This is a genomic window from Pseudomonas anuradhapurensis, assembly GCF_014269225.2.
Taxonomy (GTDB): domain Bacteria; phylum Pseudomonadota; class Gammaproteobacteria; order Pseudomonadales; family Pseudomonadaceae; genus Aquipseudomonas; species Aquipseudomonas anuradhapurensis.
The window spans coordinates 1,337,797-1,359,762 of sequence record NZ_CP077097.1 but is presented as its reverse complement, the minus strand read 5'-3'; the positions used below and the strand labels follow the sequence as shown (position 1 = coordinate 1,359,762).

The following is a 21,966-nucleotide window of genomic DNA, read 5'->3' as shown; positions in this document are numbered from 1 at the left end:
CACAATCCGGACGGCAGGGGCGACTATCATACCGGCAAACCCTTCGCGGCCATATCACGCAATCTGTGATGAATATAGCTACAGGCTATATGCGCCTGTTGTGCCGCCTGCAGCAGCGGCCTTGTGTCGCGATGGGGCGCGCAGTGGCCCAAGGTTGCCGCTTCGCCGCTTGAATTGCCGGGGCCGCTGCGCGCCCCATCGCGACACAAGGCCGCTGCTACAGGGAAGGCGCTGGCTGTTGGGTCACCGCTGCATGTAACGGCAAGCGCATACACAACCGCAGCCCGCGTTTGCCATTCTCCGCCCACAAGGTCCCGCCCTGGCGCTGAATTGCACTGCGGGCGATGCTCAACCCCAGGCCGAAGCCCCCATCCCCAGGCCGTGAGCCGTCCAGCCGAGAGAACGGCGCAAAGATTCGCTCCAGGTCGTCTTCACCTACGCCGCCACCTTCATCCTCCAGCCACAGCCGCCAATAGCTGCCGTCACGCTGCCCGCCCAAGCGCACCACACCCTCGGCCGGTGAATGCCGAATGGCATTGCGCAACAGGTTCTCCAGCGCCTGGGCCAGATGATTGAGGTTGCCCAGCACCCAGCAGCCGGCCGGCACCTCGCAGCGCAACCGCGCGAGCGACCAGCCGCTCTCGTAACTGGCGTTCTCGGCCAGCAACTCCCACAGGGCATGGACCTCGATCGGCTCCAGGTTCATCGGCGCGCGCTCGGCATCCTGCCAGGCCAGTTGCAGGGTATCTTCGACCAGCTGCTGCATGCAGCCCAGCTCCCGTGACAAGCGTTCACGCAGGCGTGGCAGGTCGGTTTCGCTCTCGCAGGCCACGCGCAGCCGGCTGAGCGGCGTACGCATTTCGTGGGACAGGTCGCGTAGCAACTGCTGTTGCATCGCCACCGTCCCCTGCAAGCGCTCGGCCATCTGGTCGAAGGCGCGGGCCAGCTCGCCCAGTTCGTCGTGGCGGGCGATGGTACGTGAGTCGAGGCGCGCCGACAGCTGGTCGGCGCGCCAGGCGTTGGCCTGCTCGCGCAACTGGTTCAACGGCACGATCAGCATGCGGTAAAGCCCCACGCACAGCAGCAGGGTGAACAGGCCAGGGATGATGCCGTTGGTGACGACCCGCCATAACAGCCGGTGCTGGCCGGGGTTGAAGCGCTGCGGCAGTTCGATCACCAGCAGGCCCTGCTCCGCTGCCCCCGGAAACGGTATGCGCAGCCACGGCTGCCCCACGGTGCGCTGACTCATCGGCCAGTCGACACCGCGCAGGCGGGTCAAGCGTTGCATGGTCTGCGGGTCGAGGCTGGCGCTGTCGAGTGGCCGCAGGTTGAGGTCGAACACGCCAACCCAACCGTGTTCGCGCTGGCGCATCGCCGCCAGCCAGCGGTCCAGCCCTGCCCGCCCGCCGCTGCGCCAGGCCTGCTCGGCCTCGCTGGCATAGCCCTGCAACACCTGCCGCGCCGGCACCGAAAGAAAGGCGTCCTGGGTTTCCATGTGCCGGCCCCAGGTGTAGCTGAGGCCGATCATCAGCAGGCAGAAGCCCACCAGCAGGATGGCCAGCTTCCAGAACAACGAGTGACGGTCGAGCATGGGTCACTCCAGCTCTCTGGCGCTGAGCACGTAGCCCTTGCCCCACACGGTACGCACCTGCCGGGCGTGATAACCGATGGCCTTGAGCTTGCGACGGATCTGGCTGACATGCATGTCCAGGCTGCGATCATGCCGTGAATAGCCCCGTTGCAATACCTGCTGGTACAGGAACGGCTTGCTCAGCACCTCGTCCGGGTTGCGGTTGAGGATATCGAGCAGACGATATTCGCTGGGGGTGAGGCCGGCCAGGCGGCCGTCCAGGCGTACATCGCACAGGCCCTCGTCGTAGTGCAATCCACCGCTGACGGGCTGCGCCTGCGGGGCGCGGTGGCGACGTTCGAGGGCGACCCGGCGCAGGATCGCCTCGATGCGCACGCGCAGTTCGGCGATGCTGAACGGCTTGGGCAGGTAATCATCGGCACCACGCTGGAAACCGTTGATGCGGTCGGCCTCGGCACCCAGTGCCGACATCAGGATCACCGGCGTGGTGCTGCGTTGGCGCAACTGCGCCAGGGCATCCAGGCCGTTGAGCCCGGGTAGCAGGATGTCCATCAGCACCACATCGAAGGCGCGGCGCCCTGCTGTTTCCAGGCCCTCCAGGCCATTGCGGCACCAGGTCACCTGGTAGCCGCCGCGCTGCAGCTGTTCGTGCAGATAGGCACCCAGGACCGGGTCATCCTCGATGGCGAGGATATTGGAGTTGTGAACAACTTCAGGATTCATTGGCAACTGTCATGCATTCTCAATTGCGCAATTATTGGGCATCCTGCGCCTGCCGGGCAACCGCCCCGCCCGCAATACGCCGCCACGGGTGCAAAACACGTACTAAACAGGTGCAATAGCACGGCGGGCGGAGTAACTTCCCGCCTTGGCCGTCCTCGCTTGACGGCGTCCAGGCACATGACAGGAGGCGAGTGTGCTCGATCGCTTGGGAATTCGCAGCCGGGTCCTGCTGCTGGCGTTGTTGCCGGCCGGCCTGATGGCCCTGGTGCTGGGCAGTTATTTCACCTGGCTGCAGCAAAATGACCTGCGCACCCAGTTGCTGCAACGCGGCAAGATGATTGCCGAGCAGCTGGCGCCACTGGCCGCGCCCGCCATGGCCAAGCTGGCACCGGCGCAACTGGAGCGCATTGCCGCGCAAACCCTGGAGCAGGCCGATGTGCGCGCCGTCACCTTCCTCGCCCCGGACCGCACACGCCTGGCTCACGCTGGCCCGAGCATGCTCAACCAGCCGCCAAGCGGCGGTACCGGCATGCAGCTGCTGCAGCGCAGCGGCAATGACGCCACGCGCTACCTGATGCCGGTGTTTGGCCACCACCGCGACCTGGCCACCGAAGCCGTGCCGGCCGAAGCCGAACGCCTGCTGGGCTGGGTCGAGATCGAGCTGTCCCACGACGGCACGCTACTGCGCGGCTACCGCAACCTGTTCACCAGCCTGTTGCTGATCCTCGCCTGCCTGGTGCTCAGCGGCTTGCTGGCCTTGCGCATGAGCCGCACCATCAACGACCCCATCGAACGGATCAAGCACGCGGTCAACCAGCTCAAGGACGGCCACCTGGAAGAGCGCCTGCCGGCCCTCGGCAGCCATGAGCTGGACGAACTGGCGCGCGGTATCAACCGCATGGCCGAAACCCTGCACAACGCCCACGAAGAACTGCAGCACAGCATCGACCAGGCGACCGAGGACGTGCGCCAGAACCTGGAAACCATCGAGATCCAGAACATCGAGCTGGACATGGCGCGCAAGGAGGCCCTGGAGGCCAGCCGCATCAAGTCGGAATTCCTGGCCAACATGAGCCATGAAATCCGCACCCCGCTCAACGGCATCCTTGGTTTTACCCACCTGCTGCAGAAAAGCGAAATGACGCCGCGCCAGCTGGACTACCTCAGCACCATCGAGAAGTCCGCCGACAACCTGCTGGGGATCATCAACGAGATCCTCGACTTCTCGAAGATCGAGGCGGGCAAGCTGGTGCTCGACAGCATCCCGTTCAACCTGCGGGACCTGATCCAGGATACCCTGACCATCCTCGCCCCGGCCGCCCACGCCAAGCAGCTGGAGCTGCTCAGCCTGATCTACCGCGACACGCCGTCGTCGCTGATCGGCGACCCGCTGCGGCTCAAGCAGATCCTCACCAACCTGGTCAGCAACGCCATCAAGTTCACCCGCGAAGGCACCATCGTCGTGCGCGCCATGCTCGATGACGAGCATGAAGACAGCGCGCAGTTGCGCATCAGTGTGCAGGACACCGGTATCGGCCTGTCGCCGCAGGATGTGCGCACGCTGTTCCAGGCGTTCAGCCAGGCCGACAACTCGCTGGCGCGCCAGCCCGGCGGCACCGGCCTGGGCCTGGTGATTTCCAAGCGCCTGATCGAGCAGATGGGCGGCGAAATCGGCGTTGACAGTACCCCGGGCGAGGGTTCGCAATTCTGGATCAGCCTCAACCTGCCCAAGGCCCACGACGACCTCCAGGAGCAGCCACTGCAACCACTGCTGGGCCGCCGCGCGGCGATTGTCGATGGCCACGAACTGGCCCGCCAGGCGCTGGAGCATCAGCTGGAAGACTGCGGCCTCAGCGTCAGCCTGTTCACCTCCTACGACCAGTTGCTGCAGGCTGTGCAGGCCGCCAGCCAGGCCGGCCAGCCGTTCGAGTTCGCCGTGCTCGGGGCCAACCTGGGCAACCTGTCGCCCGAACAACTGGGCCATTACCACCAGCAGCTGGAACGTTACCATTGCCAGTGCGTGGTGCTGTGCCCGACTACCGAGCAGGCGCTGTATCATCCCTACCTGCCCAATGGTCATGGCCAGCTGCTGTCCAAGCCGACCTGCACCCGCAAGCTGCGGCGCCTGTTGCTGGAGCTGGTGCAACCGCGCCGCACGCACGGCGAGGCAACCAGCGTCAACGGCCAGCGCCAGCCGAAGATCCTGTGTGTCGACGACAATCCGGCCAACCTGCTTCTGGTGCAGACCCTGCTCGAAGACCTGGGAGCCGAGGTGCTGGCCGTCGACAACGGCTATGCCGCGCTGCAGGCAGTGCAGAGCGAGCCCTTCGACCTGGTGCTGATGGACGTGCAGATGCCCGGCATGGACGGCCGCGCCTGCACCGAACAGATCCGCCTGTGGGAAAACACCCAGAGTGGCAACCCGCTACCGATCGTCGCCCTCACCGCCCACGCCATGGCCAACGAGAAACGCGCGCTGCTGCACGGTGGGATGGACGACTACCTGACCAAACCGATCAGCGAACGACAGCTGGCCCAGGTGGTGATGAAATGGACCGGGCTGAGCCTGGGCGTGCCTCAGCAGGAGCGCCTGGTCGAACAACTGGCCGGCGGTGACGAACTGCAAGTGCTCGACCCCGAGGAAGGCCTGCGCCTGGCGGCCGGCAAGGCAGACCTGGCGGCGGACATGCTGAGCATGCTGCTGGCCTCGCTGGACACCGACCGCGAAGCCATACGTGCCGCCCGCGAGGCCGACGACCGCACCACGCTGATAGAGCAGGTGCACCGCTTGAACGGCGCCTCACGCTATTGCGGTGTACCGCAGCTGCGTGCCGCCTGCCAGCGCAGCGAGACCCTGCTCAAGCAGGAGCACCCGCAGGCGCAGCAGGCACTGGACGAGCTGGATGCGGCCATCAACCGTCTGGCCGCTCAAGCCCGGTTGAGCGCCTGAGCGCCTGAGCGCCTCCGGGCTGGGTTGAGATAGGCGATGTGGGTGAGATCGAGCGCCGCCCGCGCGGCGCATCGCGAGCTGCGCTCGCTCCTACGTTTGTTTCGGGCCAATCATGCCTGTGGGATTGGCGCGCGAACGCTTTGGCGCATGACGAGATGTCGTGTCGCATGAACCAGGCGGTCGCGCGCGCCTGTCACAGGCGTTACTGGCCCGAAGCAAACGTAGGAGCGAGCGCAGCTCGCGATGCGCCGCGCGGGCGGCGCTCGATCTCAAATGCAGCCGCTAGCCCAAGACATTCACCACAAAGGAAGCCCACCATGCGCGCCCTGTTGTTCAGCAGCCAGCACTACGACCAGGAAAGCTTCACCCGGGCCGCCAACGGCACCACCCTGGACCTGCATTTCCAGCCCGCCCGCCTGACCCTCGACACTGCTGCGCTGGCCGATGGCTACGAGGTGGTCTGCGCCTTCATCAACGACGAACTCGACGCCCCGGTGCTGCAGCGCCTGGTCACCGGCGGCACGCGCCTGATCGCCCTGCGCTCGGCCGGCTACAACCATGTCGACCTGGCCAGCGCCCAGCGCCTGGGCCTGACCGTGGTGCGGGTGCCGGCCTATTCGCCGCATGCCGTGGCGGAACACGCCGTCGCGCTGATCCTGGCGCTCAACCGGCGCCTGCACCGGGCCTACAACCGCACCCGCGAAGGTGATTTCACCTTGCACGGGCTGACCGGCTTCGACCTGCACGGCAAGACCGTCGGCGTGGTCGGTACCGGCCAGATCGGCGCTGCGTTCGCCCGCATCATGGCCGGTTTCGGCTGCCAGCTGCTGGCCTACGATCCCCACCCCAACCCGGAGCTGCTGGCCCTGGGCGCCCGCTACCTGCCGTTGCCCGAGTTGCTGCGCGAAGCCCGTATCATCAGCCTGCACTGCCCGCTGAACGAGCACACCCGGCACCTGATCAATGCGCGTAGCCTGGCCCAGCTGCAACCCGGTGCCATGCTGATCAACACCGGCCGCGGCGCGCTGGTCGACACCCCGGCGCTGATCGACGCGCTCAAGAGCGGCCAGCTCGGCTACCTGGGCCTGGATGTTTATGAAGAAGAGGCCCAGCTGTTCTTCGAAGACCGTTCCGACCTGCCGCTGCAGGACGACGTGCTGGCCCGCCTGCTGACCTTCCCCAACGTGATCGTCACCGCCCACCAGGCCTTCCTTACCCGTGAGGCACTGGACGCCATCGCTGCCACCACGCTGGACAACATCAACCGCTGGGCGGCAGGCAAACCCCAGAATCTGGTCATGGGTTAGTGCTAGGATACGCGGCATTTCTGGAGGACCCATGGTCGAGCACGATTTCCGCTACACCCTTTTCAACCCGCAACACACCTTGATCGAGTGCCGCGCGCTGGTGCCGGGCCGTTATCAGGTCACCGGCAACGGCGGCTCGATGCACAAAGGCGATACCCTGCTGGTCACCCTCAAGGGCAGCAAGGACCTGTCGATGCGCCTGACCGTGGAGAGCGTGCGCCACCTGATCAACCCTCGCGGTCAGTGGGTTGCCGTCGCCAGTGGCCCGGTATTCAACGAGCTGGAAATCCTCACCTGGCAGGTCGCCTGCGACAGCTGCGACGCCGTGCTCGACTTCGAGTTTGCAGTGGATGCCAAGCTGGGCAAGAAAGCCCGCCAACCTGCCGCCAGTGCACGTATCGCCGAGCTGGGTTGGGCCAGCCGTGGCGAGAAACACCTGTGCCCGCGTTGCCAGGAGAGCGCCGAGTGAAGAATCTGCTGACCGGCGTGCTGATTGCCTCCGGCCTGCTGGGCTGCGCCGCTGAACCTGCCAGGCTGCAGCAGGAGCGCAGCTACGTACTGGAGTGGATTGGCGAACGGCCGCTGATCGATTACAGCCACTTGACCCTGACCCTGGCCAGCGATGGCCGGGCCTACGGCAATGGCGGTTGCAACCATTGGTTTGCGCCGTACACGCTGGAAGGCCAGCAGCTGAGCTTCGGCAAGGTCGGCAAGACCCGCAAGCTGTGCGCGCCGGCCTTGATGGAGCAGGAAAAACGCTACTTGCAGGCGCTGGAAACCGTGCAACGCTGGGACGTGTCGCCGATCGAGCAGATACGCTTCTGGCCGGCCGAGGGCAAGCCATTGCGCTTCTGGCCTGAGGAAGGCTGAGAATTGCTGGGGCCGCTTTGCGGCCCATCGCGACACAAGGCCGCTCCTACAGGGGGATGCGATCTGAGCTGCGCCCTAATGGTGGTAGATGTCCAACATCTTGGGACGCAGCTCAATCTCCTGTAGGAGCGGCCTTGTGTCGCGATGGGCTGCAACGCAGCCGCAAAATGCATCAGGCGCCCTTCAGGGCCTTGATCCTGGCCTGCAGCCCTTCAAGGGTCTGCTCGCCCATCAACTGCTCACGCACCTTGCCCTTGTCATCGATGATGTAGGTCACCGGCAGTGCCTCGCTGCGCGGCAGGTCATAGCGCTCGGCCGGGTCCTGGGCCAACACGGTGAAATCGATGCCCAGGGTTTCGCTCGCCTGCTTCAGGTCCTGCCCCTGCAAGCCATCGAAATTCACCCCCACCACCTTGATGCCGTCGCCCGCCCATTGCTTGGCTGCCGCATTCAGTTGAGGGATCTCGGTACGGCACGGCCCGCACCACTCGGCCCAGTAGTTGAGCACCAGCCAGTGCCCGTCGAGCTGTTCGGCCTTAACCGTATTACCGTGTTGGTCCACGCCATAATCGGCACCGCAACCACCGAGCAACAGGCTCGCGGTGATGGCCAGTACTGCTGCCAGACGCCTTGCCATGGGTCAATCCTTCTCGAGTTTTCAAGCAAATGTGTCAGTCGCTGCGGTTAGAATAGCCGTCACACCCTGCTGGATGCGACCCGACATGACCGACCTGACGCTCTATCATAACCCGCGCTGCTCGAAATCCCGCGGCGCGCTGGAACTGCTCGAAGCCCGCGGCCTGGCACCGACCATCGTGCGCTACCTCGAGACCCCGCCTGACGCGGCCACCCTCGCGGCCTTGCTCGGCAAGCTGGGCATCGGCCCGCGCCAGTTGCTGCGTACCGGCGAAGACGAATACAAGGAGCTGAACCTGGCCGACCCGGGGCTGACCGATGCGCAACTGATCGAGGCCATGGCCCGCCATCCCAAGCTGATCGAGCGGCCGATCCTGGTCGCCGGTGACAAGGCCGTGGTCGGCCGCCCGCCGGAGAAAGTGCTGGAGATCCTGCCGTGACCACGCCCTATATCCTGGTGCTGTATTACAGCCGCCACGGCTCGACCAGCGAGATGGCCAGGCACATCGCCCGCGGCATCGAGCTGGCCGGCCTGGAGGCTCGCCTGCGCACGGTGCCGGCGATTTCCACCGAATGCGAAGCGGTAGCCCCGGACATCCCGCCCAGTGGCGCGCTGTACGCCACCCTGGACGACCTGCGCCACTGCGCCGGGCTGGTACTGGGTAGCCCGACCCGCTTCGGCAACATGGCGGCGCCGCTCAAGTACTTCCTGGATGGCACCAGCAGCCTGTGGCTGGGCGGTGAGCTGGTCGGCAAGCCGGCGGGCGTGTTCACTTCCACCGCCAGCCTGCATGGTGGCCAGGAAACCACCCTGCTGTCGATGATGCTGCCGCTGATGCACCACGGCATGCTTGTCATGGGCCTGCCATACAGCGAGTCGGCATTGCTCGAGACCCGCGGTGGCGGCACGCCGTATGGCGCCAGCCACCATGCCGGGGCCGATGGCAAGCGCGAACTGGACGCCCACGAGATCGCCCTGTGCCGCGCCCTTGGCCAACGCCTGGCGAGCACCGCCAAGGCCCTGGAGGCCACACGTGGCTAGAAAGCCCAAGGTATTGCCAGCGCTGGAGTGGCTGGCCCCGCGCCTGCGCCTGACGCGGGCATTGAGCCTGGCGTTCTTCTTCGGCCTGATCGCCCTGCTGCTGGTGAACAACCTGGGGTTCGCCAACCTGCATGGGGCCCGGGTCGAGGTCATTCTGGCGATTGAACTGGTGCCGCTGCTGCTGTTGCTGCCGGGCATGCTGGCAGGCAGAGCCCGGGCGCATGCCTGGACCTGCTTCGTGGTGAACATCTACTTCATCAAGGGCGTGCTGGCGGCGTTCGACCCGGCGCGGGCGGTGTTTGGCTGGCTCGAGGTGCTGGTGAGCCTGGGGCTGTTCATCGCCGCGTTGCTGTATGTGCGCTGGAAGTTCCAGCATGAGCGGCGCCTGGCGGGCGAAGGCGGCTGATTTCAGGGCTGCTTTGCGGCCCTTTGGCGACACAATGCCGCCCCTACAGGGGATCGCCTGTTCCTGTAGCAGCGGCCGTGTGTCGCGAAGGGCTGCAAAGCAGCCCCGGGATCTCAATGATTGACGGTATGCGCCAGCATCACCGACAACTGACACAGCGGCCGGCCACTCTCGGCATGCCACTGGTTGAACGCCTGCTGCACCAGGGCCAGGTCACGCTGGCTGGTCGGCGGCTTGTCGATCACCTTCTGCGCAATCAACGCCGCCGCCATGTCATCGGTAGGGATGAAGGTATCCTTGCCGACCATGCGCAGGAAGCGCGGCGCCGATAACCCGCCCAGCTGGTTGCCGTGCTTGGCCAGGTACTTCCACAGCCCGACGATATCGGTCACCGGCCAGTCGGCGATGAACGCGCCAAAGCTGCCGTGCGCCTTGGCGATATCCAGCACCAGCTGTGCATTGCGCGGCACACTCTTGAGCTTGCCCAGGTGGCGAATGATGCGCTCGTCCTGCATCAGCCGCTCCAGGTGTTCGGCGCCCATCAGCACCACCTTCTCCGGGTCGAAGCCGAAGAACACCTGTTCGAATGCCGGCCACTTGGCATCCACCAGGCTGTGCTTGAGCCCGGCGCGGAACACGCGCAGGGCCAGGGTCGACAGGTAGCGGTCATCGCTGATGTCGCGCAGTTGCGCCGGCGTGCGCGGCTGCGGCAGGAAGGCCTCCAGGGCCTGGGCCGAGCCGAAGCGGTTCAGGCAGTACGCGTGCAGCCACTGGTAATCGCGCATGGGCTCAGATGTTCAGCACGTCAAGGAAACGCGGCGTGGCGTTTTCGTCGATCTTCAGGCTGGTGAAGTCGAACAGGTTGCGGTCGGCCAGCTGCGACGGTGCCACGTTCTGCAGGGCGCGGAAGATGCTCTCGGTACGGCCCGGGTGCTTGCGCTCCCACTCCACCAGCATGTCCTTGACCACCTGGCGTTGCAGGTTTTCCTGCGAGCCGCACAGGTTGCACGGGATGATCGGGAATTCCTTCATGTCCGAATAGGCCTGGATGTCCTTCTCGCTGCAGTAGGCCAGCGGGCGGATCACCACGTTGCGGCCATCGTCGGCACGCAGCTTCGGCGGCATGCCCTTGAGCGCGCCGTTGAAGAACATGTTGAGGAAGAAGGTTTCGACGATGTCGTCGCGATGGTGCCCCAGCGCCATCTTGGTCGCGCCGATTTCGTCGGCGAAGGTGTACAGGGTGCCACGGCGCAGGCGCGAGCACAGCGAACAGGTGGTCTTGCCCTCGGGTACCAGCTCCTTGACCACCGAGTAGGTGTCCTTCTCGACGATGTGGTACTCGACGCCCAGCGCCTTGAGGTAGGCCGGCAGCACATGCTCGGGGAAGCCCGGCTGCTTCTGGTCCATGTTCACCGCGACGATCTCGAACTTGATCGGTGCCACCTTCTGCAGGTGCAACAGAACGTCGAGCATGGTGTAGCTGTCCTTGCCGCCGGACAGGCAGACCATGACCTTGTCGCCATCCTCGATCATGTTGTAGTCGGTGATGGCTTCGCCGGCGAGACGACGCAGGCGTTTTTGCAGTTTGTTCTGGTTGACCGAGAGGGTGCCCATAGCGCTTGGATCCGCGAGGTGTGACAAAAGCCGGCTATTTTACGCACAAACGCGACCGGGCTGTAGGCATTCCCGATAAAGACTTCAAGGTAATCAGCAGCCACCGCTACAGCGCGATTTGCTCTAAAAAGCACGATTTATGTGGGTAACGGCTTCCTATACTGCGAAATAGGGCCACATTACCGCTTGCTTCGGTGTTCGGGCCTGGGGCCGCTGCGCTCCATCTGGGGGGCGTCTGGCAACATTGAGAGGAGTGATCGGCATGATTCATCACGTTGTGGGGCTGTTTACCCATCCCGACCAAGAATGGCGGGAGATTCGTGGCGAAGAAGAAACCATCAGCCACATGTACCTGACGCACACCCTGATCCTGGCTGCGATCCCCGCCGTTTCGGCGTTCATCGGTACCACCCAGGTCGGCTGGGTGATCGGTGACCGACCGGCGGTGATGCTGACCATGGAAAGCGCCATCTGGATGAGCATCATGTCGTACCTGGCAATGCTCGCCGGGGTGGCGGTAATGGGTGCATTCATCCACTGGATGGCCCGCACCTACGATGCCAACCCATCCATGGCACAGTGCATCGCCTTTGCCACCTACACCGCCACGCCGTTGTTCATCGGTGGCCTGGCGGCGCTGTATCCGCACCTGTGGCTGGGCATGCTGATCGGCACCGCAGCCATCTGCTACACGGTATATCTGTTGTATGTGGGTTTGCCCACGTTCATGAACATACCGTCCGACGAGGGCTTCCTGTTCTCCAGTTCGGTGCTGGCGGTGGGCCTTGTGGTGCTGGTGGCCATCATGGCGGCCACGGTCATCATCTGGGGCCTGGGCGTGGGGCCCGTGTACACCAACTAGAACTTGACCAACACTGGGGCATCGCCAGGGGCCGCCGCAAGGCGGCCTCTGGCTGTGCGCTGACCGGTGGCTCGGCAGGCGGCCCGGGGTTGCGGCATAATGCTCGGCCAGGAGAACCATCCCGCCATGCCCGAGCTGCTCAAACAACGCGTCGAAACCTGTTACCAGCAAGCCGAAACCTTCTTCAAACGTACCTTCCCGCGCCCGGAAGTCAGCTTCAAGCTGCGCGGGCAAAAAGCCGGGGTCGCCCACCTGCACGAAAACCTGCTGCGCTTCAACCTGCAACTGTATCGGGAGAACCAGGAAGACTTCCTGCGCCAGACCGTGGCCCATGAAGTGGCACACCTGGTGGCCCACCAGCTGTTCGGTGACCGCATCCAGGCCCATGGCGAGGAGTGGCAGCTGATCATGCGTGGCGTGTATGAATTGCCGCCCAACCGTTGCCACAACTATGAAGTGCAGCGCCGCGTGGCTACCCGCTATATCTACCGCTGCCCGTGCCCGCAAAGCGATTTCCCGTTCACCGCGCAGCGGCACAAGCTGGTGCGCCAGGGGCGACGCTACCTGTGCAAGCAGTGTCGGGGAATACTGGTGTACAGCGGCGAGACGCGCGTCGAATAGGGTGGATAGCGCCGGAGCAGCACGCACAGGAATTCCAGGCATAAGAAAGGCGACCCATCGGTCGCCTTCTTTATACCTGGCTACGCCTTACTTCTCGACGAAGGCACGCTCGATCAGGTAATCACCCGGCTCGCGCATGCGCGGGGAGATCTTCAGGCCGAAGCTGTCCAGCACTTCGCTGGTCTCGTCGAGCATGCTCGGGCTGCCGCAGATCATCGCGCGGTCGTCCTGCGGGTTGATCGGAGGCAGGCCGATGTCGCTGAACAGCTTGCCGCTGCGCATCAGGTCGGTCAGGCGCCCCTGGTTCTCGAACGGCTCACGGGTCACGGTCGGGTAGTAGATCAGCTTGTCGCGTACCGCCTCACCGAAGAACTCGTTCTGCGGCAGGTGCTCGGTGATGAATTCGCGGTAGGCCACTTCGTTCACGTAGCGCACGCCGTGCACCAGGATCACTTTCTCGAAGCGCTCGTAGGTTTCCGGGTCCTGGATGACGCTCATGAACGGCGCCAGGCCAGTGCCGGTGCTCAGCAGGTACAGGTGCTTGCCGGGGTTCAGGTCGTCGAGGACCAGGGTGCCGGTGGGCTTCTTGCTGATGATGATCTCGTCGCCTTCCTTCAGGTGCTGCAGCTGCGAGGTCAGCGGGCCATCCGGCACCTTGATGCTGAAGAACTCCAGGTGCTCTTCCCAGTTCGGCGAAGCGATGGAATAGGCGCGCATGAGCGGACGACCGTTGTCCTGCTGCAGGCCAATCATCACGAACTGACCGTTCTCGAAGCGCAGGCCCGGGTCGCGGGTGCACTTGAAGCTGAACAGGGTGTCGTTCCAGTGGTGCACACTGAGGACACGTTCGTGGTTCATGTTGCTCATCGAATGGGGCTCCTGAAGAAAGACGCGGCGCGCGCATACGCGCAGTTGCGCGATAGTTTAGGGGCAGCGACAATATCTGTTAACTGGATTATCAAGATATGTGTTATCGGTTATATCGATATGCGATTCACACTTCGTCAACTGCAGGTCTTCGTTGCCGTGGCGCAGCACCAGAGCGTCTCCCGGGCCGCCAGCGTGCTGGCGTTGTCGCAATCGGCCGCGAGCACCTCGATCACCGAACTTGAGCGCCAGTCCAGCTGCCAGCTGTTCGACCGCGCCGGCAAGCGCCTGAGCCTCAATGCCCTGGGCCAGCAACTATTGCCGCAGGCCGTCGCCCTGCTCGACCAGGCCAAGGAAATCGAAGACCTGCTCAATGGCAAGTCCGGTTTCGGCTCGCTGGCGGTCGGCGCCACGCTGACCATCGGCAACTACCTGGCCACCCTGCTGATCGGCAGCTTCATGCAGGTACACCCGGAAAGCCAGGTAAAGCTGCATGTGCAGAACACCGCACATATCGTGCAACAGGTTGCGCACTACGAAATTGATCTAGGTCTGATCGAAGGCGACTGCAACCACCCCGACCTGGAGGTTCAACCCTGGGTCGAGGACGAACTGGTGGTGTTCTGCGCGCCACAGCATCCTCTGGCCAAACTGGGCCGCGCCGATGTGCAGACATTGTCCCAGGAGGCCTGGATCCTTCGCGAACAAGGCTCCGGCACGCGCCTGACCTTCGACCAGGCGATGCGCCACCAGCGCACCAGCCTCAACATCCGCCTGGAACTGGAGCACACCGAAGCCATCAAGCGCGCGGTGGAGTCAGGCCTGGGTATCGGCTGCATTTCCCGCCTGGCCCTGCGTGACGCCTTCCGCCGCGGCAGCCTGGTTGCGGTGGAGACCCCAGAGCTGGACCTGAGCCGCCAGTTCTACTTCATCTGGCACAAACAGAAGTACCAGACTTCGGCCATGCGCGAATTTCTCCAACTGTGCCGCAACTTCACCGCGGGCTTTACCCGCAGTGACGAGATCGTGCTGCCGCCGATCGCTTAAAGCAGGATCACGCCCCACACCAGCGCCACCATGGTCAGTGCCACCAGTTGTGCGGCGCTGCCCATGTCCTTGGCGTTTTTCGACAGCGGGTGGCGCTCCAGCGAAATGCGGTCGATGGCCGCCTCGACTGCCGAGTTGAACAACTCGACGATCAAGCCCAACAGGCATACGGCAATCATGATCGCCCGCTCCGCACGGCTGACCGGCAGCCAGAAGGCAATCGGCACCAGCAGCACGTTGAGCAGCACCAGCTGACGGAACGCGGCCTCGCCCTTGAAGGCGGCGCGCAGGCCGTCCAGCGAGTAGCCAGCGGCGTTGAAGATGCGTTTGAGGCCGGTCTGGCCCTTGAATGGCGATGTCATGTGAGTCACTTCACAACCGAAAGGCCAGCAGCCTAGAGCGGCAAGGGTCAAAAAAGCGTGAATCGATGCGCAGTCAGTTGCTGGCAACCGATTCAAGTTGTTGCAGCAACAACGCGGCCTGGGTGCGGGTGCGCACGCCAAGCTTACGGAAGATTGCGGTCACGTGGGCCTTGATGGTTGCTTCCGACACATTCAGCTCATAGGCGATCTGCTTGTTCAGCAAGCCTTCGCAGACCATGGTCAGCACGCGGAACTGCTGCGGCGTGAGGCTGGCCAGGCCTTCGCTGGCGGCCTTGGCCTCGGCCGAGACGTCGACCTTTTCGAACGCCTGCGGCGGCCACCAGACTTCGCCGTCGAGCACCTTGCGTACCGCATCCTGGATCACTTCCAGGGTGCTCGACTTGGGGATGAAGCCGCTGGCACCGAACTCGCGGGACTTGACCACCACGGCGGCCTCTTCCTGCGCCGAAACCATCACCACCGGGATCTGCGGGTATTGCCCACGCAGCAGCACCAGCCCGGAAAAACCGTAGGCACCCGGCATGTTCAGGTCCAGCAGCACCAGGTCCCAGTCGGCTTTTTCGCTCAGGCGGGTTTCCAGTTCGGCGATGCTGGCAACCTCCACCAGGCGCACATCCGGGCCCAGGCCGAGGGTAACGGCCTGGCGCAGGGCACCACGGAACAGCGGGTGGTCATCGGCAATCAGGATTTCATAAGTGGCCATCGATCTAGGGATCCTGTTCTGTGTCGGGCACTCGGGTAGGCTCATTATGAACCAAAGCAGGGGTTGTGCCCCTTGGACTATAGGAAGGTATGCAAACGCTGATGGGTGTCGTCCTGCTCGTCCAGCGGCAGGCGCCGCTTGCCACTGAGGTAATGCAGGCTGAACACGTCCAGGTAGGCGTCCAGCGCCTGCGAGGCCTGGCTATCGCCGGCCAGGTCGAGGCACATGGCAGCCACTTCCGCCGTGCAGAAGTGATCATCGCGCCGCGAGCGGCGCAGGCGGTAGCGGGACATCTGCTCGGCGGCCAGGCTCAACACCGGGAAGCGATCAAGATACGGGCTTTTGCGGAACATCTTGCGGGCTTCGGTCCAGGTGGCATCCAGCAGGATGAACAACGGGCGCTTGCCCGGCTCACGCACTACCTCGCTGACTACCCGCTCCTGGGCAACGAATTCGCCAGGAAAGACGATATAGGGTTGCCAGCGCGGGTCGTCCAACAGGGCCAGCAAGCGTTCGTCGACCGAAGTGCGCAGCCAGCCGAAGGCGGAGGTGTCTTCGATCAGGTCGGCGATCAGCCATCCGGTATTGGTGGGTTTCAGCGGTTCGGTGTCATGCATCAGCAGGCACACGCCGGATTCGGCCTGCACCCGTGGCTTCCAGGCGCACAGGCAATGGCTGGCGATGACCCGGCAATCCGGGCAACGTTCGGCACGCGAGCCACGGGCGATGAAGGGCTTGTTGCTGCGCGCCAGGCGTTCGGCGCGCAGACGCGCTACCGCATGGCTCATGCCGGCAGGCCTCTGGACAGGTTGGGAATGGACACAAGGGTTGCTCGGTGAAAACAAGGCCGCCAGTCTACCAGAACAGGGGGCAATTGCTGTGCAGCTGGCAAGGCGGTCCTTATAATCGGCGTTTTACCGTGCCCTGACCTCGCACCTTCGCGATATTCACGGAACGCCGTCGACCCGCGCATGTCAAAGCGCCAGTCATCGAACCAGGAGAGATTCATGCTGCGCCGTATTGCCCCCGTCCTGAGCCTGATGCTCGCCCTGCCCCTGGCCGCCCACGCTGCCTCCAAGCAGGATTACGACTTGAACAACATGCTGCAGAAGGTGGCCAAGGAGAGCAGTGTCGGTACCCCGCGGGCCATCAACGAGGATATCCTCGACCAGGGTTACACCGTGGAAGGCAAGGCGCTGATCAACCACCTGAGCGTGCGCCAGAGCCACGCCGAGCGCATGCAGGCCAACCCGGAACAGGTTCGTAGCCAGCTGGGTGACAGCGTGTGCCGCAACACCGGTTTCCGCAATTTGATGTCCAAAGGCGCGGTCATGGTCTACCGCTTCACGGTCTACAAGACCAACCAGCCGATCATGGACCAGGCCTTCGACAATGCCAGCTGTGTGGCTGGCAACAAGAAGAAGTAGCGATTAGCTGCAATCGCTACGCCTTTTCGTCTTCACGGGCGCGCCAATGGCCTTCAGCGGCGTCGGCGCGCATTTCTGCCAGCAGCGCCTGCAAATACTGCGACTGGCACTCCAGCCCCGACAGCCTGCGTCGGCACTCGGCCTCCAGGCTCAGGTGGTGTACCTGGGCCGCCTTTTCCAGCCGCTGATACAGCTGCCGGTCCACCTCGATGATCAAGCGATGCATACCGCCACCTCCTGCATCGACACGTTTCGCTTTACCAGTTAACCAAACCCGCATCGCCAGTGGCTGCGTGCCGACGGGCGGGCGCATCAAACACCCCGGCACGATCGATCGCAAGGGTCTAGATTGAGGTCAGAGGTATTGGTGCAGAAGGAGACGTTGCATGCCTTACCAATCGAATGAACTGCTGTTCAGTCACTTCCGCGACAACAACATCGACCTGAGCAATATCGACGCACAATTGCAACTGGTGGCACCGGACAGCCCCAACCTACCGCTGTACCGCGACATGATGCTGACCATCCTGCGCATGGCCCATGACGACACCGACCGCTGGAGTGCCAAGATCACCCTGCAGGCCCTGCGGGAACTGGACCACTCGTTTCGCGCCCTGGAACGCTACAAGGACCGGCGCAAGGTAACCGTGTTCGGCTCGGCACGCACCCCACTGGAACACCCGATGTACGCCCTGGCCCGCGAACTGGGCGCGACGTTGGCGCGCTCCGACCTGATGGTCATCACTGGCGCCGGCGGCGGCATCATGGCGGCAGCCCACGAAGGCGCTGGCAGCGATCACAGCCTTGGCTTCAATATCACCCTGCCCTTCGAGCAACACGCCAACCCCACGGTGGACGGCACCGACAAGTTGCTGCCGTTCCACTTTTTCTTCATCCGCAAACTGTTCTTCGTCAAGGAAGCCGATGCCCTGGTGCTGTGCCCAGGCGGTTTCGGCACCCTGGATGAAGCGCTGGAAGTGCTGACCCTGATCCAGACCGGCAAAAGCCCGCTGGTGCCAGTGGTACTGCTGGACTCACCGGGTGGCAGCTTCTGGCGCGACTGCCTGGACTTCGTCAGCCGCCAGCTGGAAGAAAACCGCTACATCCTGCCCAGCGACCTGAAGCTGTTACGCCTGGTGCACAGCGCCGACGAGGCGGTGGAGGAAATCAACCAGTTCTACAGCAACTACCACTCCAGCCGCTGGTTGAAGAGCCAGTTCGTGATCCGCATGCACCACCCGCTCAGCGAAGCCGCGCTGTATGACATCCAGGAAGGCTTCGCCGACTTGCGCCTGAGCGGCAAATACCACCAGCAGCCTGACAGCAGTGCCGAGCACGAAGTGGGCAACTTCAGCCACCTGACCCGTTTGTCATTTGCCTTCAATGGCCGCGATCAGGGTCGCCTGCGCGAACTGGTGGACTTTATCAACCTGCCGGAGAACTGGGCCAAGCCGCAACCCATGCATACCACACAGCGGGCCCGGGAGGCGTTGAAAGCCAGTTGATACCGTGTTGCTAGCCTTGGGGGCGCCCTGCCCCCCTGTCGCGACACAAGGCCGCTCCTACAGGAACGGCGCAAGCCCTATGGCTGGCGCCATTCCTGCAGGAGCGGCCTGCTGTTGCATTTAGTAGTCGTCGAGATCACGCCCACTGAGCAGGCGGCCGATCATGTCCATCGGGAAACCCCGGTAAGCCAGAAACCGGGTCTGCTGGGCACGGCTACGCGGGTCGTGGGGGCGCTGGCCGGCAAACTTGCGCTGCCACACCTCACGCATGCGCTCGCTCCACTCTACCCCGCTGTCGCGCAGCCCCTGCTCGATGTCCGCCCGCGCCAAACCGCGCTGGCTCAGCTCCTCGCGAATTCGCGCAGGGCCATAGCCGGAGCCGGAACGATAACGGATGAAGCTTTCGAGGTAGCGGGCTTCGCTGAGCAGCCCTTCTGCGGCAAGCCGATCAAGCTCGGGCTCGATCAGCTCATCCGAAGCGCCGCGCTGACGCAATTTGCGCGTCAGCTCGACGCGACCGTGCTCACGTCGCGCGAGCAAGTCCATGGCTGTCCGCCGGATAGCGACGGGGGTGTCGAGTTCGGCGGACATGTTCGGCTATCCGTGCAATCAATAACCGGCGTCAGCGTCGGCCATGTCATCGGCATCAGCTTCGGCCGCAGCAGCCTTGCCGGCAGCCGCAACAGCACCAGCGGTCAGCAGCTTCTCGCGGATCTGCTTCTCGATCTCGGCGCCGATGGCCGGGTTCTCAGCCAGGTACTTGGCAGCGTTTGCCTTACCTTGACCGATTTTGTTGCCCTGGTAGGCATACCAGGCACCGGACTTCTCGACGAGCCCTTGGGCCACACCCAGGTCGATGATCTCGCCATTCCGGTAGATGCCCTTGCCGTAGAGGATCTGGAACTCGGCCTGACGGAACGGTGGCGACACCTTGTTCTTGACGATCTTGACGCGGGTTTCGCTGCCGACCACCTCGTCGCCTTCCTTGACTGCACCGGTACGACGGATGTCCAGACGCACCGAGGCGTAGAACTTCAGGGCGTTACCACCGGTGGTGGTTTCCGGGCTGCCGAACATCACGCCGATCTTCATACGGATCTGGTTGATGAAGATGACCAGGCAGTTGGCGTTCTTGATGTTACCGGTGATCTTGCGCAGCGCCTGGGACATCAGGCGAGCCTGCAGGCCCACGTGCATGTCACCCATCTCGCCTTCGATCTCGGCCTTGGGTACCAGGGCGGCCACGGAGTCGACGATGATCACGTCAACGGCATTGGAGCGCACCAGCATGTCGGTGATTTCCAGCGCCTGTTCGCCGGTGTCCGGCTGGGAAACCAGCAGGTCATCGACATTGACACCCAGCTTGCCGGCATATTCCGGGTCGAGCGCGTGTTCGGCGTCGACGAAGGCACAGGTGGCGCCGTTCTTCTGGGCTTCGGCGATGACCGACAGGGTCAGCGTGGTCTTACCCGACGACTCCGGGCCGTAGATTTCGACGATACGGCCTTTCGGCAGGCCGCCGATGCCGAGGGCGATGTCCAGGCCCAGGGAGCCGGTGGAGATGGCAGGGATCGCCTGGCGCTCATGGTCGCCCATGCGCATGACCGCACCCTTGCCGAATTGGCGTTCGATTTGACCCAGGGCCGCAGCCAAGGCGCGCTTCTTGTTGTCGTCCATTGAAATCCTCACGTGTTCGACTTGGCCCTGACGGCCGGAATACCTGTATAAGTAGCCAGTATTATTCCACAGGCAAGCGCGCGAGCAAACCCCTGTTGTCGATTTACTCGGCACCAAGCTGTAACAAGCCGTCTAACGCGGCGATCACCGTCTGTCGGCGCACGGCTTCGCGGTCGCCCTCGAAGTGCCGGCGTTCGCTGGTTACATGGTTGCCATCGGCCCAGGCCAGCCACACGGTGCCCACCGGTTTGGCCGGCGACCCGCCGTCGGGCCCGGCCACGCCACTGACTGCCACGGCGAAGCGCGCACCACTGGCGGCCTGGGCTCCACGGGCCATGGCCTCGACCACCTCCTGGCTGACTGCGCCAACCTCGGCGAACAACGCCGCCGGCACGTTCAACTGGCGGGTTTTCTGGGCATTGGAATAGGTCACGTAGCCGGCCTCGAACCAGGCAGAGCTGCCTGGAACACGGGTGATGGCTTCGGCGATACCACCGCCGGTGCACGATTCAGCAGTGCTGACCTGGGCGTTGAAGCGGCGCAGATGTTCGCCGAGACGGCTGGCGAGGACGGTGATCGGGTCCATGTCGGGTTCCTTGAAGGGCATGCAGACAACGTAACATTTTTGCGCCTGTCGCGTGCATGGCTCGCAGGCGCCAGATGCGTCCGGGCCTGCCTCAAGGCCCGCCGCGCACCTCCCGCACGTAAGCCTGGCAAGCCCGTAGCGCAATCAACCCCCGGTCGCCTTCATCGGTGATGGCGACAATTCGTCGAGCATGCGCCGGCTCAAGTCCGGCACGTACGGTTGCATGATCCAGGCGGGTGGCGCTGGTGGTGGTGGCGGGCACTGCGCCAGGGAGGGTGTCGCGTTCGACCAGGACCGACAGGCGCAGATCGGCAGTAGCAAGACGATCACGCAGGCGAGCCTGAGACTGCTGGACATCGGCAAGTTCCTTGAAATGACGGGTTTCACTTTCTTCCAGGCGTCGTTCGAGCAGCTGACGCCGTTCACGTTCGGCCAGCAGCCGGACAGCCTCGGCTTGCGCCTGGGCTTGCGCCAGTTGCGCCAGCTGCCGGCCATAGCGCCAGCCCTGAACCTGCCAGGCCAGGGCCATGGACAGCATCAGCAGGCAGCCAGCGAGCGCCAGCTGCCACCGGCTCAACACAACACCTCGCGCGCCCGCGCCCAGAGCTTGAGCCGGTCCTCCAGGCCATTGAGCCCACCATTGATATGACGCGTGATGCGGTTGAACTCGCCGCGGTCTGCCAGGGCATTGAGCCCACGCGAATGCCAGAACCACGCCGCCGACTCACAGGCCCAGCGTGGCTGTTCGAGCAGTTGCGGCTGCGCCAGCAAGCGCTCGTCGCCGAACAACGCGCGGCTGCAGGCCTGGTAATTGTTGCGCCCGGTCACCTGGATCAGGCCGCGCCCACAGTACCGCTGGCCATCGCCATCGGCCTGTGGCGTATTGCCCAGGCGCAAGGCCAGGCTGCCAGTGTCGTAGCGCGCCAGGTATTGGTCGTTGCCGAGTTCCTTCACATACCGGAACTGCCCGGACTCATGGCCAACCTGGGCGATGAACGCCGCCACGCGCTTGGGGTTGTCGATTTCCCAGCGCGGCAGGCTGAGGTTCAGTGCCGAAAGAAAAACGCCCGCTACCGGGCGGGCGTTCGGCAAGATCTGTAGCAATTGTGTTTCAGTGAGCATGGATGACTTTTCTCCCTGTATCGCTGC

The 21,966-nt window shown here is 63.9% G+C and carries 27 protein-coding genes; 12 read left to right on the top strand and 15 right to left on the bottom strand.

From position 1 onward, the window contains the following. Positions 1 to 217: 217 nt before the first annotated feature. Positions 218 to 1,591, bottom strand: a complete 1,374-nt coding sequence (locus HU763_RS06210) for a sensor histidine kinase (protein WP_186689777.1) — start codon at positions 1,589 to 1,591, stop codon at positions 218 to 220. A gap of 3 nt (positions 1,592 to 1,594) precedes the next feature. After that, positions 1,595 to 2,314 carry a response regulator transcription factor gene (locus tag HU763_RS06205; protein WP_186689779.1) on the bottom strand — a complete coding sequence of 240 codons (720 nt, stop codon included), beginning with the start codon at positions 2,312 to 2,314 and terminating at the stop codon, positions 1,595 to 1,597. Between the two features lie 193 nt (positions 2,315 to 2,507). On the opposite strand from HU763_RS06205, the gene HU763_RS06200 reads away from it, so the two are divergent. From HU763_RS06200 to HU763_RS06185, 4 genes are all read left to right on the top strand, one after another. Continuing rightward, positions 2,508 to 5,264, top strand: coding sequence for a response regulator (locus HU763_RS06200; RefSeq protein ID WP_170028707.1), 2,757 nt, complete (start codon positions 2,508 to 2,510; stop codon positions 5,262 to 5,264). A gap of 317 nt (positions 5,265 to 5,581) precedes the next feature. Continuing rightward, the gene (locus tag HU763_RS06195; RefSeq protein WP_186689781.1) at positions 5,582 to 6,571 is read left to right on the top strand and encodes a 2-hydroxyacid dehydrogenase; all 990 of its coding nucleotides are present in this window, start codon (positions 5,582 to 5,584) and stop codon (positions 6,569 to 6,571) included. Between the two features lie 31 nt (positions 6,572 to 6,602). Continuing rightward, positions 6,603 to 7,040, top strand: coding sequence for a hypothetical protein (locus HU763_RS06190; RefSeq protein ID WP_013971353.1), 438 nt, complete (start codon positions 6,603 to 6,605; stop codon positions 7,038 to 7,040). Next, positions 7,037 to 7,441 carry an META domain-containing protein gene (locus tag HU763_RS06185; protein WP_170028704.1) on the top strand — a complete coding sequence of 135 codons (405 nt, stop codon included), beginning with the start codon at positions 7,037 to 7,039 and terminating at the stop codon, positions 7,439 to 7,441. Before HU763_RS06190 ends, HU763_RS06185 begins: the two co-directional genes overlap by 4 nt. Before the next feature lie 172 nt (positions 7,442 to 7,613). Here HU763_RS06185 and HU763_RS06180 read toward each other — a convergent pair whose 3' ends face one another. Next, positions 7,614 to 8,078 (bottom strand): TlpA disulfide reductase family protein, encoded by a 465-nt coding sequence (locus HU763_RS06180; protein WP_170028703.1) that lies wholly within the window; start codon positions 8,076 to 8,078, stop codon positions 7,614 to 7,616. 85 nt (positions 8,079 to 8,163) lie between these two features. On the opposite strand from HU763_RS06180, the gene arsC reads away from it, so the two are divergent. From arsC to HU763_RS06165, 3 genes are read left to right on the top strand one after another with little or no spacing between them, the layout of a single operon-like run. After that, positions 8,164 to 8,517: an arsenate reductase (glutaredoxin) gene (arsC, locus tag HU763_RS06175; protein WP_186689783.1), complete on the top strand. Its 354-nt coding sequence runs from the start codon at positions 8,164 to 8,166 to the stop codon at positions 8,515 to 8,517. Beyond that, on the top strand, positions 8,514 to 9,119 hold the full coding sequence (gene wrbA, locus HU763_RS06170) for an NAD(P)H:quinone oxidoreductase (RefSeq protein ID WP_186689785.1): 606 nt from the start codon (positions 8,514 to 8,516) through the stop codon (positions 9,117 to 9,119). The genes arsC and wrbA overlap by 4 nt, the downstream gene beginning before the upstream one ends. Continuing rightward, positions 9,112 to 9,525, top strand: a complete 414-nt coding sequence (locus tag HU763_RS06165; RefSeq protein WP_186689787.1) for a DUF2069 domain-containing protein — start codon at positions 9,112 to 9,114, stop codon at positions 9,523 to 9,525. The genes wrbA and HU763_RS06165 overlap by 8 nt, the downstream gene beginning before the upstream one ends. Positions 9,526 to 9,638: 113 nt before the next feature. Here the strand turns inward: HU763_RS06165 and HU763_RS06160 are convergent, their stop codons facing one another. Then, entirely contained in the window at positions 9,639 to 10,310 is a 672-nt protein-coding gene (locus HU763_RS06160) for a DNA-3-methyladenine glycosylase I (protein WP_186689789.1), read from the bottom strand. 4 nt (positions 10,311 to 10,314) lie between these two features. Then, complete coding sequence (gene ttcA, locus HU763_RS06155; protein WP_170028698.1) at positions 10,315 to 11,139, bottom strand: tRNA 2-thiocytidine(32) synthetase TtcA; 825 nt, start codon at positions 11,137 to 11,139, stop codon at positions 10,315 to 10,317. 262 nt (positions 11,140 to 11,401) lie between these two features. On the opposite strand from ttcA, the gene HU763_RS06150 reads away from it, so the two are divergent. Both HU763_RS06150 and HU763_RS06145 read left to right on the top strand, forming a co-directional pair. Continuing rightward, positions 11,402 to 12,001 carry a Yip1 family protein gene (locus HU763_RS06150; protein WP_003252385.1) on the top strand — a complete coding sequence of 200 codons (600 nt, stop codon included), beginning with the start codon at positions 11,402 to 11,404 and terminating at the stop codon, positions 11,999 to 12,001. Positions 12,002 to 12,127: 126 nt separating this feature from the next. After that, entirely contained in the window at positions 12,128 to 12,622 is a 495-nt protein-coding gene (locus HU763_RS06145; protein ID WP_170028697.1) for a SprT family zinc-dependent metalloprotease, read from the top strand. An 87-nt stretch (positions 12,623 to 12,709) separates the two neighbouring features. On the opposite strand, the gene fpr is transcribed toward HU763_RS06145, so the two are convergent. Continuing rightward, positions 12,710 to 13,489, bottom strand: a complete 780-nt coding sequence (gene fpr, locus HU763_RS06140) for a ferredoxin-NADP reductase (RefSeq protein WP_023381933.1) — start codon at positions 13,487 to 13,489, stop codon at positions 12,710 to 12,712. A 120-nt stretch (positions 13,490 to 13,609) separates the two neighbouring features. Between fpr and finR the strand changes: the two genes are divergently transcribed. Further along, on the top strand, positions 13,610 to 14,536 hold the full coding sequence (finR, locus tag HU763_RS06135; RefSeq protein ID WP_170028696.1) for a LysR family transcriptional regulator FinR: 927 nt from the start codon (positions 13,610 to 13,612) through the stop codon (positions 14,534 to 14,536). Here the strand turns inward: finR and HU763_RS06130 are convergent. The 3 genes from HU763_RS06130 to HU763_RS06120 all read right to left on the bottom strand — a co-directional run bounded on the left by HU763_RS06130 (position 14,533) and on the right by HU763_RS06120 (position 16,410). Further along, positions 14,533 to 14,898 (bottom strand): diacylglycerol kinase, encoded by a 366-nt coding sequence (locus HU763_RS06130; RefSeq protein WP_004375479.1) that lies wholly within the window; start codon positions 14,896 to 14,898, stop codon positions 14,533 to 14,535. The genes finR and HU763_RS06130 overlap by 4 nt on opposite strands. 73 nt (positions 14,899 to 14,971) lie before the next feature. Beyond that, positions 14,972 to 15,622, bottom strand: a complete 651-nt coding sequence (gene erdR, locus HU763_RS06125) for a response regulator transcription factor ErdR (RefSeq protein WP_016715442.1) — start codon at positions 15,620 to 15,622, stop codon at positions 14,972 to 14,974. 77 nt (positions 15,623 to 15,699) lie between these two features. Continuing rightward, positions 15,700 to 16,410, bottom strand: a complete 711-nt coding sequence (locus HU763_RS06120) for a tRNA-uridine aminocarboxypropyltransferase (RefSeq protein ID WP_186689791.1) — start codon at positions 16,408 to 16,410, stop codon at positions 15,700 to 15,702. A gap of 219 nt (positions 16,411 to 16,629) precedes the next feature. On the opposite strand from HU763_RS06120, the gene HU763_RS06115 reads away from it, so the two are divergent. After that, positions 16,630 to 17,049: a quorum-sensing-regulated virulence factor family protein gene (locus HU763_RS06115; protein ID WP_186679130.1), complete on the top strand. Its 420-nt coding sequence runs from the start codon at positions 16,630 to 16,632 to the stop codon at positions 17,047 to 17,049. 16 nt (positions 17,050 to 17,065) lie between these two features. Here the strand turns inward: HU763_RS06115 and HU763_RS06110 are convergent, their stop codons facing one another. After that, the gene (locus HU763_RS06110) at positions 17,066 to 17,275 is read right to left on the bottom strand and encodes a hypothetical protein (protein ID WP_186689793.1); all 210 of its coding nucleotides are present in this window, start codon (positions 17,273 to 17,275) and stop codon (positions 17,066 to 17,068) included. A gap of 160 nt (positions 17,276 to 17,435) precedes the next feature. Here HU763_RS06110 and HU763_RS06105 point away from each other — a divergent pair, with 160 nt between their 5' ends. Beyond that, positions 17,436 to 18,554: an LOG family protein gene (locus HU763_RS06105; RefSeq protein ID WP_170028692.1), complete on the top strand. Its 1,119-nt coding sequence runs from the start codon at positions 17,436 to 17,438 to the stop codon at positions 18,552 to 18,554. Positions 18,555 to 18,674: 120 nt separating this feature from the next. Here HU763_RS06105 and recX read toward each other — a convergent pair whose 3' ends face one another. The 5 genes from recX to HU763_RS06080 form a co-directional block, all read right to left on the bottom strand. Further along, the gene (recX, locus tag HU763_RS06100) at positions 18,675 to 19,145 is read right to left on the bottom strand and encodes a recombination regulator RecX (protein WP_186689795.1); all 471 of its coding nucleotides are present in this window, start codon (positions 19,143 to 19,145) and stop codon (positions 18,675 to 18,677) included. Between the two features lie 18 nt (positions 19,146 to 19,163). Beyond that, positions 19,164 to 20,231 carry a recombinase RecA gene (gene recA / locus HU763_RS06095; RefSeq protein WP_170028690.1) on the bottom strand — a complete coding sequence of 356 codons (1,068 nt, stop codon included), beginning with the start codon at positions 20,229 to 20,231 and terminating at the stop codon, positions 19,164 to 19,166. 103 nt (positions 20,232 to 20,334) lie between these two features. Beyond that, the gene (locus HU763_RS06090; RefSeq protein ID WP_170028689.1) at positions 20,335 to 20,817 is read right to left on the bottom strand and encodes a CinA family protein; all 483 of its coding nucleotides are present in this window, start codon (positions 20,815 to 20,817) and stop codon (positions 20,335 to 20,337) included. 91 nt (positions 20,818 to 20,908) lie between these two features. Then, positions 20,909 to 21,397 carry a lysis system i-spanin subunit Rz gene (locus HU763_RS06085; RefSeq protein ID WP_225931929.1) on the bottom strand — a complete coding sequence of 163 codons (489 nt, stop codon included), beginning with the start codon at positions 21,395 to 21,397 and terminating at the stop codon, positions 20,909 to 20,911. Next, on the bottom strand, positions 21,391 to 21,939 hold the full coding sequence (locus tag HU763_RS06080) for a glycoside hydrolase family 19 protein (RefSeq protein ID WP_170028688.1): 549 nt from the start codon (positions 21,937 to 21,939) through the stop codon (positions 21,391 to 21,393). Before HU763_RS06080 ends, HU763_RS06085 begins: the two co-directional genes overlap by 7 nt. Positions 21,940 to 21,966: the final 27 nt, after the last annotated feature.